At 50.1% G+C, this 12839-nt stretch carries 6 protein-coding genes and 2 pseudogenes; all 8 read right to left on the reverse strand.

Translation table 11 applies throughout. From position 1 onward, the window contains the following. Window positions 1–821, reverse strand: a pseudogene (locus RW092_RS13240) (hypothetical protein); the annotation flags it as partial. An 826-nt stretch (window positions 822–1647) separates the two neighbouring features. After that, window positions 1648–2067, reverse strand: a complete 420-nt coding sequence (locus RW092_RS13245) for a hypothetical protein (RefSeq protein ID WP_016314142.1) — start codon at window positions 2065–2067, stop codon at window positions 1648–1650. Between the two features lie 344 nt (window positions 2068–2411). Beyond that, entirely contained in the window at window positions 2412–3140 is a 729-nt protein-coding gene (locus tag RW092_RS13250; RefSeq protein WP_009225330.1) for a response regulator, read from the reverse strand. Next, window positions 3133–4305, reverse strand: a complete 1173-nt coding sequence (locus RW092_RS13255; RefSeq protein WP_009225329.1) for a sensor histidine kinase — start codon at window positions 4303–4305, stop codon at window positions 3133–3135. Before RW092_RS13255 ends, RW092_RS13250 begins: the two co-directional genes overlap by 8 nt. Before the next feature lie 47 nt (window positions 4306–4352). Next, the gene (locus tag RW092_RS13260) at window positions 4353–7124 is read right to left on the reverse strand and encodes a stalk domain-containing protein (RefSeq protein ID WP_316010420.1); all 2772 of its coding nucleotides are present in this window, start codon (window positions 7122–7124) and stop codon (window positions 4353–4355) included. A 670-nt stretch (window positions 7125–7794) separates the two neighbouring features. Continuing rightward, on the reverse strand, window positions 7795–11097 hold the full coding sequence (locus RW092_RS13265; protein WP_316010421.1) for a SwmB domain-containing protein: 3303 nt from the start codon (window positions 11095–11097) through the stop codon (window positions 7795–7797). 171 nt (window positions 11098–11268) lie between these two features. Beyond that, the gene (gene metK / locus RW092_RS13270; protein WP_028538154.1) at window positions 11269–12471 is read right to left on the reverse strand and encodes a methionine adenosyltransferase; all 1203 of its coding nucleotides are present in this window, start codon (window positions 12469–12471) and stop codon (window positions 11269–11271) included. A 205-nt stretch (window positions 12472–12676) separates the two neighbouring features. Beyond that, window positions 12677–12839, reverse strand: a pseudogene (locus tag RW092_RS13275) (IS5/IS1182 family transposase); the annotation flags it as partial.

The following is a 12839-nucleotide window of genomic DNA, read 5'->3' on the forward strand; positions in this document are numbered from 1 at the left end:
CGCCCTTGCAGGTGCGCGTGCTGGAGGGCGGAACGCCAGACCGGGGCAAGGCCCGGCAGGCGTTCCGCCAGCAGCTGCTGGAGCTCGGCCTCCAGCAGCGAGCGGCCCGCCAGCGCAGCCGCCAGGCGCTGCGCCGCTTCGGCGAGCTCAGCCAGCTCGCTACCCGATCCCCCACGCCGAGAGTCATGCTCGTCGTCCCACTCCCTCACGGTCGGCCCGCCTACTCCATCCATCTGCATGGAGTATTGCCCCTGATCGCACACCTCCGCTTTAGCACCCAAACCTCTCACTTTATTAATGCTCGATAAGGCTCTTTTTCCCGTGGCCCCGACCTTTTTCTCCATCCACATTCCCGTCCTCATCTCCCTTTCCGTATCCTTTTCTAATTCCAATGTGTCCTCAATCCGTCCCGTCAACCTCATTCCCATCCTGGGATCCCCGCTATTCCCGCTATGTATAAACATCCGTCCCCATGCCGTGACTTGGCCATCCTTCACCAGCCACCCCCGGTGCCGACCTACCAGGGCACCCTCATCTAACGGCTCAGCCGGATGAATCAGCCTAGCCTCCGCTTTGATTTCCTCCTGCAAGGTCCGCATCAAAAAATGATCCCATTCCTGCTCTGTCCACCGATCCATCTCACGGAATGCCTTGAAGGAATCTCTAGCCTCAACCGCCCAACCGAACGGTAATCCTTCGGATAATAAATAGATTGCGTGCGCCTCTCGATCGAACCACCACAACAAGTCAACGTGCAAATCTAAGCTAACACGAAGCTGCCATCCAGATTTAGTGCGTACGGCATACAGACTCCCTCTCACAATTTCCACCGTCCTCCTAATTTCTAACATCTTTATCCATATTTCAACAGTTTTCGGATAATTCCTCTTTTTCGGATCTTAGTTTTTTTCAATTTCAAAATTTCTCCGTTGCTTCGACTTCTTTCACCAAAATCCTCACACCTTCTGTCGCATCTTGAACCCTATAAAGTCCCCCTATTGGGTTGTCCTGGTGACCCGGAGATCCCTCTTCGCGCGTAACGGAACTGAACGACCTTATTTGCCTATTTCCCGGCTATTTCCCGGGATAACGGAACCTACAGACCTTATCCGGCCAAAAAGAAGGTAAAACTCCCACACATGGTGCAAATAAGGTCTCCTCGTTCCGTTAAAATCCCCATTCTTGCAATCCCAAGCAAATAACGCCTCTGAGTTCCGTTAGCACGGCCACCACTTCGAGCCCAGGTGCACATTGTGCTCTGCATATTACAAGTTACTCATGTCTTCTAGGCACTGCTCGTAGCTCTCATCATCACTCGTACTCACTCCCCGCCGCCCAACCCGCTTCACACCACTGACCACCACCGTCCACCTCCAATGCCACTTTCTGATTTTCCTATTACAACCTCTTGTTACTGCTCTGCCTCCCACTTCCCGTCACCTTATTTACTCACCTTCACACCCAACCTCCTCAACCCCCCCAACCGCATCCTTCTCTCCATCCACATCAATCTGGACCTCAGAGCTCCCCGCCGCCCCATCTCGCCTAAAAATGCAAAAAAGCACACTCCTCGGCTTCTCGCCATAAAAGAGTGTGCTTCACACTTTAATCTGCGCATAGCTATGCGCCTGCTTAGTCATATGTTGTTTACACATGGACATATGGAATTTTGTCCGCCTCCCGCGGTACGCGAAGGTCGATGCAGATCGGCGCATCCTCTGCCACCGTGGCCGCATACGCTTCCACATCCTCTTGCCGCACCACAGCCAAATCGATAACGGTGAGTTCCATTCCGCCTTGCTTTTGGAGCTTCCGCAAGATTGCCAGCGTATCGTCCTGCGAGCTTTCGTCCAATACCGTCACACGTAGATCTAAACTGCGCAGCCGCGCATACCACGAGAGCGCCCGCAAATACCATTCCATTTGGTTCTCATGATTGCTCGTCACCAAAATATAATGAACCCTGCGATTTCTCCGTTTTCCTTGCTGAACTATTCCGTGCAAAACATGGACCAACGCCGCGGCTAAGCCGTAACTGAGAAGGATCCAGCCAATATAAGAAACCACCGTACCACCTCCCTTATAGCGACAATATATGCCGCCGCCAGGAGGTCGGTTACTGGGCTCGCACGGAAGGAGCCTCCACGCAAAGTATATCAACAAAATCCGTTGGCTTTCCACCAACTATGTATATTGGCCGGTGCCGTCGCTGGGAGAGGCGTAAAAAATGCAACCGGGACACCAGATGCATTTCCAGACATCGGATGTAACGGCAACATCGCCTCACTTTTCAAGATCATGAATAAAATGGTAACCCCGGCCACAAAGAGCCTCCCGCCCGAATCCCGCCAACCCCTTCAAAACCAGCCACGGGACGGTTAGGCAATTTCGAGTGACCCAGCCCAGCTATCTTATAGGGTTACCCAGCCGAACTTAATCGCATTAATTACTGCTTGGGTACGATCGTCGACGTCCATTTTTTGCAAAATACTGCTGACATGATTCTTAACCGTCTTCTCACTAATAAACAAATGCTCGCCTATCATCTTGTTGCTGCGACCTTCCGCCATCAAGCGAAGCACCTCGGCCTCCCGGCGTGTCAGCGGGTTGTCGTCACCGGCTACGAATTTCACGCCCGCTTCGCGGATCGCTGTATCCTCGGCAATCGCTCCCGTTTCGCTCAGGTATTCCATCCGGCGCAGCTGCTGAATCAATTTGCCCGTCACCTTCGGGTGAATGAACGCATTGCCCTCCGCTACCGTGCGAATCGCATTGATCAGGGACTCCGCCTCCATATCCTTGAGCAGGTAACCTGTCGCACCTTTGCGCAACGTTTCAAAAACATAACTCTCATCGTCATGAATCGACAGAATGATGACCTTTACGTCCGGCAGCGCCTCGCGCAACTCGGCCGTAGCGTCCACGCCGTTCAGCAATGGCATGTTAATGTCCATCAGTACGATTTCCGGCTGAAGCTGCAAGCAGCTTTCCAGCACCTGGGCGCCGTCGCCGCATTCGCCAACGACTTCGATGTCTTCCTCCATATTCAAAATCCGCTTCAGACCCTCACGAAATAACTGGTGATCGTCCGCCAGGAGAACTTTAATCACTTGTCTGGTTCCACTAGTAAGACTATCCATCCTGGTACTCCTTTCTCTTATCTGAGTTGGTTGGGATATGAATGATGATTTTCGTGCCCAAGTTGGCCGCCGATTCAATTTCCATCCGGCCTTCGAGCAGCTCCACTCTCTCCCGCATGCCTATTAATCCAAAGTGTGTATGCTCTTTCGTCTTCTGTTCCAGCTGATCCACTTTGAAGCCTAACCCGTTGTCGGTTACCACAATACGGATCATTTGTGCCTGGTACGTGATTTCAACGCCTACATAAGTTGGAAAAGCATGCTTCGCCGCATTGGTCAACGCTTCCTGCACCAGTCGGAAGATCGCCGCCTCCATCGGAGAGGACAACCGGTGCTCTTTGCCCCGGGTTTCAAAGGTTGCTCTTATCTTCGTTTTTTCTTCGTAGTCATGTACATACTTTCTCAGCGTCGGAATCAATCCCAGATCATCCAATGCCATCGGCCGCAGGTTGAAAATAACCTTCCGCATTTCTTCCAAACTCGAGCGGACCTGCGCTTTCAAATCTACTATTTCGTCCTGCACTAGTTTAAATTCCTGCTTAGCAAGCATTCTTTCTACAATTTCCGTCCTTAGCACTAGATTGGCCAGAAGCTGGGCAGGACCGTCGTGAATCTCGCGGGAGATACGTTTTCGCTCCTCTTCCTGAGCCAAAATAATCTTCAATCCGATCAATTGACGGTTCTTCGCAGATTCCAAAATCCGGGTCACTTGTCCTAATTCACCGGAAAAGTACTCCAGCACGACGCTCATCTGCGAACTGATCGTCTCGGCGCGCTCCACCGACTTCTCCACGTTCCGCGCACGCTTCTGCAGTTCATCACGTCGAGCCTTCAAATACATTTCCTTCTCTCGGTAGATGAGCAGGTCGAGCTGGAGCTGAGTTGCCTTTTCATAGGCTTGCTTAATATCTTCCTCGGTATAACGCACGAAGTCCCGGCTGACTTCCGTCAGCCGGATGCGGGATTTCCGGTAGTTAACCTCGAGCTGGTCTACCTTCTCTACCGTTTCCGCCGTTTCCTTCATGACATTCTGTAACTCATTATTGAGCATCTTCAGCTCATTCCGGGCCGAATCTAGTATTTCCAGGATCTGCAGCTTGCTATTTTCCAATACGCTTACGGCGTTATTAATAACGCGATCTATGGCATCCGCTTGAAAATCCACACAATCCTTCTCCGTTTCTTAGTCCAAATAGTCCCAGACTAATCATATCATGATTCGAGGGTAATGGATTTGGTTTTCTGCTCCCAATTTACGCCAATTCCGAGCTGTTCAGAGACCAAACGTAATGGGACTAAAGTCCTTCCATTGACAATAATTGGCGCGACTTCCGCTTTGGAAGAGACCCCATTTAGCAAAAATGCCTTCTGCCCCACCGTCAGCTCCAACACCATAGTACCGCGAGTTACCGTGATTTTTTTTGCCGCCGCGTTCCATGCGGCGTTCCCACCAAAGACGTCCAGCACGTACTTGATCGGCACGTAGGTCGTATTGTCCTTAAGCAATGGAGCAACTTCCAGGTTTTGCTTCTTCCCGTTCACCGTCATCGACTTCTGGCCGATCACCATAACAGCCTTCGCACTTGGGAATTCCGGGCTGCGGCCGCCGGCTGCAGGAGCCGTAAAGCGAACATTGTCAAAAGAAACGCTGCCCGTCAGCGCCCGTTCGTCCTGGCCTTCTTCGACGTTTACAACATAAAGGCGTTTCAGCTTCGCCGGGAACTTGATGTTACCCGCAGTCAGATCCGCCGTCAGCGTCTTCCAACCGGTGTAATCCATCGGACGAGCAAGGTCGATATAAACTGGCTTGCCATCCGCGTCAGACAATTCGGCGCGTACCCAGTTCAGACTCGCATCACCTAACACATCCACCGTCAAAGTCGTTGCATTATCCGGAATCGCTCTGCCGCTTGTGCCGTTAAATTGGGCATAAGCAAACTTGCTGCCGGTACCGCCGGTCAAATCGTAATCGAGCTTCAACACTTTGGAGTTTGCGTGCTCTCCGGTTCCTTGCACAATGCTCACGGTTCCTTTAGCTTCAGCCGGAAGACCGGTGAAGGAGATGGGGTAAGTCATGTTTTCGAAGCTTTCCCAGATCGTTTCAGTGGAAGCCGACAGCACGATCGGTGTTCCATTAAAGCCGTCATAGACGGGCGTCGCATACGCAAACTTCGCCCCATTGTTCACGGACTGCACTGTAAGCACACCGCCTTGTACGCTGGCTTTCATACCGCTGAATGTCCATTTTACCGATTCCGCTGGAACGTCAACCGTACGTCCATCCTTCAGCTTCGCGGTTACAGCCACTGTGACGCTGGTTCCTGCTTGCAACGGAGCGAACGTTGTGCCCGGTGTCAGGCTTTCCAAGTCCGTGCCGCCCAGTACCTTCACATCCATGCTGGTTTTCGCTTGCCCGCTGGTAGCGGTAATTTTGGCCGTCCCTGCCTTCACACCTTTAAAGCCGCTGCCGGTCCAAACCACGTTACCGTTGCTAGCTTGCCAGGAAGCTTGGATGCCGCTCGTATCGATCGGATTGTAATACGTGTCATAGCCTTTCAGCGCGTACGGCACGGTTTGCCCGATGAACAACGTGGAAGAACCGCTGACCTTGAGACCAAGCAGCGAACCTTGCGGTGCCGTCGTAAATACGCCCAGCCCGTTAGCAACTGCCCGTTGCCCCGCCGCCCCGTTAGACGTCGTAAACGTGAGCTGCGGTGTCGTTTCCGCCAGTGGTCGCGTGACCATTGTCGTGGAGCCGCCGCCGTCCAGGTTCAAGCCTTTCCAGACACCGATTCCCGTCATGAAGCCTTGCAGCTCTTTCAGGGTGAGGCCGGTGCTGTTGCTGTTTTTCTCAGCTGTAATGATATAAGCCGTTTTCCCGTCTTTGGAGTAACCTACTGCTGTCCGTGCTACGGCACTGCCTCCGCTGATTGAAGTTGTCGAACGGGTAAACGCCGACGCTTTGCCTTGATCGACCAGCAGGGTGTGACCGCCGATCATCATTTTCAGATCCGCCGGATCTACGAGCTGCCCGTCAGTCAAAGATTGCAGCTGATAGACTGCATCTACGCGCTGACCTACTTGCAGGTGAGCGGCTACATAATCCGCCGCCGTACCATGCGCCCGCAAAATATACCCATCTGCCGGCACCGGTCCCGGAATCGCCGCTTTGATGGAGATTTGCGTAATCACGCCACCTTGCACCAGCACTTCGGTTGGCGTTGTCGAGCTGGCTGCCGGACGTTCCTCCGATTTCCAGGCACTCGTATAAATAAACATTTTATTCACGTGGCTGTAGGCCTTATCTGGCTCGGTCATATAGGATTCCTGGTTGATGCCCGCGAGCGGGAACGTCGAACCATCCTCCGCGAACACCGTACCGCTGAAGCCAAAACGGTCGATCAGCGGAGTCCCGTCATTCCGCACGGCAAAAGCATACATCCCTTGCAGCTGAGCTGGGCTGGTCACAACCGTCCCTTTCGACACCGCCGGCCCCATCGGAACGCCTTGCCCGCCAGTCGCAAAGAAATCGCCGTTTACCCCGGCGACTGCCCCGGTTTCCTTGGCCATTCCTTCCACGCTTTGTCTCGTCGTTACTTGTCCTCCTTTGCCGGTCATCACGTCCAGTTGGACGTAAGGATTCGTCAAATCCACCTCAATAACATCGGTCAGCACCTTCACCGGTTTGCCCGAACGGGTTACCGTGTACTCGTATTTTACGAGCTTGGCTCCCGACGTGATCATTTCTTCACTAAGCTTCACCGTTTGACTTGCGGCTGCTTCCGCAGTCAAAGCCGGTCCCGCGATCGGTCCAATGCCAATCACAGGCTGAATCCATATCAATCCCGCCAGCGTGACTAAGGCGATGCGCTTACCGCCCTTTGTCACCAGGTGGGCCAACTTCGAGTTTTGACGTACGACAACTTCCAGATCCGTATTCACTTGGGTTTGTTTCGTTCCGGTTTCGTCTCTTCTGACTACCATTTTGTTAGACAACTCTCCCATCTGTTCATGCTTCTAACGTGCTTCTATTAAGCTAGTCCCTTATTAATAGACTACTTTTATGCCGAAAAGTTACGAAATTTAGCAAGATTGTTAAAGGAACCTATCAACTTCTTTACTTTTGTGGAATTGAAATGTGGGTAATGTGGATATTGGGGATAAATTCTGTGGAAAACTAGGATAACTTTTGTTTGATACTCCTATCGGATGTGCTTATCTTCTGTGGATAATGTGAATTTCGTGGATAACTTGTGAGCAAACATCCCCAAAAAGGGGGTCTCACTCCGCTTTGCTCAACTCCGAATACCAAACTTATGCACTTATGCACTTGCTCATTTACTCATTTGTCGCTAAGTCACTAAGTCACTTACCCGCTCAGCCGCTTACGCCTGCACGCCCCTTTTCACGACTCTTTTGCACGATGATCCCTTTCGTTCAGAACGACGGGGCCTTAATTTAGTTACCGTGCGGATCGCCCCTCAATGTAACGGCTGATAAGTCCTCTCTTACTGAACACCTTTTTAGCCCTTTTCCACAACCTGATGCAACGGGATAAACCCCGAAAGAGATCTGGCCATATGCATTCCCCTCCCACGTCAAAAAAAAATCCCGACACCAGGGTTCGTCCCCTAGTGCCGGGAATCATTGTGGATTAAATGTAGTTCAGTTTATCCAATACACGTTTCAGCATAACCGCCGCTTGCGCGCGGGTCGCATTGCCTTGCGGCTGGAACGTATTTGTCGTTATGCCCTGAATGATGCCTTCCTTCACGGCTTTAGCCACCGTGTCCTTGGACTGGATCTTCGCCGCATCCTTGAACTTCGTCAATGTTGCCGCGCTCGCTCCGTTCATCGACGTATTGTACCCGGCGTATTCCATCGCCCGCACCATCATCAGCGCCATTTGCTCCCGCGTGATGTTGCTGTTCGGCTTAAACGTGCCGTCGGTATTGCCGTTAATAATCCCGGCCTTCGCCGCCGCCCCGATGTACGCCGCTGTCGTCCCAGAAGAAACGTCCGGGAAGCGACGGGCATAGGATTCATCTCCAGTCAGTCCGAGGCCTTTTGCAATGTAGACCGCAAACTCAGCACGGGTGATTTTTTTCTCCGGTTCAAACTTCGATCCGGAAGCAGCCGTTACGATCAAGCGACTGGCCAACTCATTAATGTCCGCACGAGCCCAATGCTTGGTCGTGTCAGAGAAGTAACTGTAGCCCACCGCCGGACCAACTACAGCATTTCCGTTAATCTTCCCATTAAAGATGATTGCACTGCCGCTAGTTGTTGTTTTAGACGGAACAAAAGATACGGTTTGTGTATTTACGTCATATTTCATAAGCAAAAATTGACCATTAGGCGAAGTATTTGTCGCTCGGAAGTAAAGTTGTCCGTTGTGGGACACCTCTACCGCGTTTTGCGAATTCACTCCGTTAAATGCTGACACATAGATTTGCACCGGGTCCATCATCGGGGTTGTTGTGACGCCATTGCTGTAGTTCGTCCCCGGTAATTGTGCTTTCGTGACCGTCTCCAGTTGAATGGTAAGATAAGCTGAGTTTAATGCACTGACATTAAGCAACCTGGAAATCTCGGTAAACGGAATCTTTTCCACCGGCAATTCATACATCACATGATTATATTTGACCATAAACGAAGCCGTTTTTCCTCGACTATAAACATCCATTAGTGCACTAAGTGGAACAACCACTTCTGCTGCTTTCTCGGTAGAAGGTACCTCAAATACCACTTTGCGGACTGAGGCGTTGCTGTCTACTAAATATCTAAAGGCCGTCTGCAGCTTGGTATTATCGATTGTATATTTTTTGGATCCTACGCCTAAACGCGAGCGGCTGTTCGTCGCTTGGGCTGTATTCACGTTTAACAGATATCCACTAACTCCGAATTGGGCATTACTCATGACGGTCAGATAATCCGGTTGGACGCCTGGTGTTGTAGACTGCCCCCCCATTAAGTTTTGAACCGATAAATTATTAAAGCTCTTTATCATGTTGCCCAAATTATCATATAAAGGTGCCGCACCTGTCAGATAGGACAATGTTACGACCTGCCCGGCTGTTACAGCAGAGCTCAGTTTCAGGATGACCGTATTGCCACTAATGGTTGCGGATTGAACTCCACGGTTCACGTTATCCACATTTACGTAGAATTGATTAACCGGAACATATGATGCCGACTTTAATGTAGAATTGAACGTTATCGTTAGCGTATCTCCCGTGACCGTGGCTGAACGCACCCCCTCAACTACGGTACTGTATGTTACCGGCTGCAGGTTGATGTAACCCGCCAGGTTTCCATTTAGATCCGCGATGCCACCAGTACCCGATACATAAGATAACGTTACGTTTTGATCTTTTGTAAATGAAGAAGCCAAGGTTAGGATCACTTGGTTGGATACAATTTCAACACCTGTGACATATACCGGTGCATTATTAACCAGTATCGAAAATTGGCTTTTTAACGGTATCGGGCTGGTACGCAATGCTTCATTATACGTTAAGATCACTTTGTTGCCAGAACCCTCAACCCCTTGAAATACAGGTGCCACTGAATCATATGTGTTGCGAACAAAGTAATCGGTGAAGCCCGCGATATCAAAGCCACGGTAATCCTGCAGTGGATAAGACCCTGGTGTATAGGATACTTTGACAACATCACCGTTCGAAATCAAGCTGGACAAATGCAGCGTAATGGTTGAGCCGCTATGGGATAGACTACTTATCCCCCTGGAACTTCCATTAGCCGTAACCGTGAATTGTTGATAAGCATAACTCGAAGGGCTCTTAAGTGAATCACTAAAATACAACGTGACCGTGTTGCTTGTTGCATACCCGTCTTTTGGCTTCGGCATAACCGAGTCAATCCCGTTAGTAACTACTTTTCCGGTGAAGGCAGCCGCAGCATTTCCGGCCACATCCCGAATCCCCGAAGTGCTACCCGTATAACTGATTTTCACATCCTGCCCGACAGCTACACCAGTCTCTAGGTTTACATATACAGCATCCCCGGATACGGTAACATAACTAATCCGACGTGTTTCTCCATTCACCGTCACTGTGAAATAGGAAGTGGGCAAATTTGAAGTGGACAGCAATGGCTCATTGTACAATAATCGAATAGCTGTGTTGCTATACATCGTTGCGCTTTGGAGTACGGGTGCAGTTTTATCAGGAGCAGCAGTTTGGAAGCTCCAACGATTACTTCCACTTATTCCTGCATAATAAATTAATGTATTCTGAGCATCGTAAATCCCGTTCCCCGCAATTTCAATATAATAACTAGTACCCGCCTCCAGCGTTGAACTTGTTGGATAGATCGTCACAAGATTGGAACTCGCCGACACCGTAATAGGTACGATTGCATTGTTGCTAGATTTTTTAAGCGTAATTCCCCCATTTGCAACACCAGGATTCAATCTAATATTTCGGTTAAACGTAATCGTTGGTTTGGTGTTAATGCTGACATTCGTACTCCCATTGCTCGGACTAAAGGATGCAGATAGTGCCGTCGTTGAAGATTTGGCTGTCGTAAAAGACCAGCTATAGGCTGCCGTAGTTTCACCGCTTCCTTCGATAGTAAAAGCATCCTCAGGCAAAGAAACGGTGTACACTGTGTTATATTGCAATAAAGTTGGTGGCGTCAATATAATAGAATCTCTATAAGTAGATTCCGTAACGGTAATTTCTTTTTTATCTGTCACCCCGCCCAAACTTGTAGATATCGTATACATCTGCGTTCCGTTCGTCTTGATTCTCGCCCCAGGAACGCTGATCTGCAGTTTGGTATCGACTGGAACATTCGTAGAACCGTTCGCGGGAACCACAGTAGGTAATGGTGCAGTGGCACTTGCCGCGCTCGCAACGTCCTCTCCCCATACTCCTATGAACATATTAAATATCATCGCAATAACAATCCATAACGAGAGTTTCTTTTTCATTTCCTTTCCCCTTCCCCGGTTGCAATCCTATATGTAAAGTAAAAAATGATACGAGTTCAAGACATACCTATAATTAATAACGGCAAAAGGTAGCAGCGAGTTTAGAATTCAGGGAATAAAAAAGGATACTCGCTCAAATAGATGAGTATCCTTGTCTTAAGCAATATACAATTACAGCCCTGCTTGTGCCTTTAACAACTCCGCCTTGTCCACTCTTTCCCAGGGCAGATCGATGTCCGTACGGCCAAAATGACCATAAGCAGCAGTTTGACGATAAATCGGGCGACGCAGATCCAGCATACGAATGATTCCCGCTGGGCGCAGGTCGAAGTTCTCCCGCACGAGCTCCACCAGCTTCTCTTCCGGTACTTTACCAGTTCCATACGTATCGACGTTGATGGAGACCGGGTTGGCAACGCCAATCGCATATGCCAATTGGATTTCCACTTTATCAGCCAGCCCTGCAGCAACCAGGTTTTTCGCTACGTAACGAGCGGCATACGCTGCGGATCGGTCTACCTTTGTCGGGTCTTTCCCCGAGAAAGCCCCGCCGCCATGACGAGCATAACCGCCATACGTATCTACAATGATTTTGCGTCCCGTTAGGCCGGCATCCCCTTGAGGTCCGCCAATAACAAAACGCCCTGTCGGGTTAATAAAATATTTCGTATCCCCGTCCAGCAGCTCCGCGGGAACGACAGGGAGGATAACATGCTGCTTAATATCTCTTTGAATTTGATCCAAAGTAATTTCCTCAGCATGCTGCGTAGATACGACAATCGTGTCTACACGTTTCGGCTTGCCGTCAATATATTCAATCGTCACCTGGGTTTTACCGTCGGGACGAAGATAATCTAGCGTTCCGTCTTTACGCACTTCGGAAAGGCGGCGTGCAATCCGATGCGAAAGGGCTATCGGTAACGGCATTAACTCCGGTGTTTCGTTTGTAGCAAACCCGAACATTAAGCCCTGGTCGCCAGCCCCGATATTTTCTGTCTCTTTATCGACCTGTGCCTGATCGCGACTTTCCAGAGCGGCGTTTACGCCTTGCGCGATATCAGCCGACTGTTCATTCAGCGATGTCAGAACGGCGCAGGTACTGTAGTCAAAACCATATTTAGCACGCGTATAGCCGATTTCCTTAACCGTCTTACGAACGATCGCTGGAATATCGACATACTCGGATTTCGTACTGATCTCCCCGATTACCAGCACCAACCCAGTGGCTACAGACACTTCGCAGGCTACCCGAGCATAAGGGTCATTTGCCAAAAAAGCATCAAGTACCGCATCGGAAATTTGGTCGCAAATTTTATCCGGGTGCCCTTCAGTGACAGACTCGGAAGTAAATAGGTGTCGCCCTTGTACGGACATAGTTTCAACCTCCCTTGGATAGTATGGCTATAGCCTGTCTATCCAATACAATATACTGCCCAATCAAAAAATGAACCTTTCCCAAATCGGAAAAGGTTGGATTAACATCCTCAAAGGAAATAGTATCGCATTTGCCAAGTCATGTCAAAATAATTCATGACTTTTGTGGAATAATTTAGGGCTTGCTGAACAAGATTCGTTCCATCTACACCCAACGCAAGTCTCTAAACCCAAGCAGTCTGAAAAAATGCAAAAAGAGAACACGCAGTCGCCGCTCCAGATTCATGACCAGAAACTGAAGGGCGATGACGGTCAAACTGGTTTCGGCGCCACGCGCCCGAATGCGACCTAGGCCCAATTTGCGCTTG

This window comes from Paenibacillus sp. 3LSP (assembly GCF_032465655.1).
GTDB classification, from domain to species: domain Bacteria; phylum Bacillota; class Bacilli; order Paenibacillales; family Paenibacillaceae; genus Fontibacillus; species Fontibacillus barengoltzii.

Coding starts and splice junctions, on each gene's coding strand:
- RW092_RS13250 (WP_009225330.1), bottom strand. CDS start 3,140: ATGGATAGTCTTACTAGTGGAACCAGACAAGTGATTAAAGTTCTCCTG.
- RW092_RS13260 (WP_316010420.1), bottom strand. CDS start 7,124: ATGGTAGTCAGAAGAGACGAAACCGGAACGAAACAAACCCAAGTGAAT.
- RW092_RS13265 (WP_316010421.1), bottom strand. CDS start 11,097: ATGAAAAAGAAACTCTCGTTATGGATTGTTATTGCGATGATATTTAAT.
- metK (WP_028538154.1), bottom strand. CDS start 12,471: ATGTCCGTACAAGGGCGACACCTATTTACTTCCGAGTCTGTCACTGAA.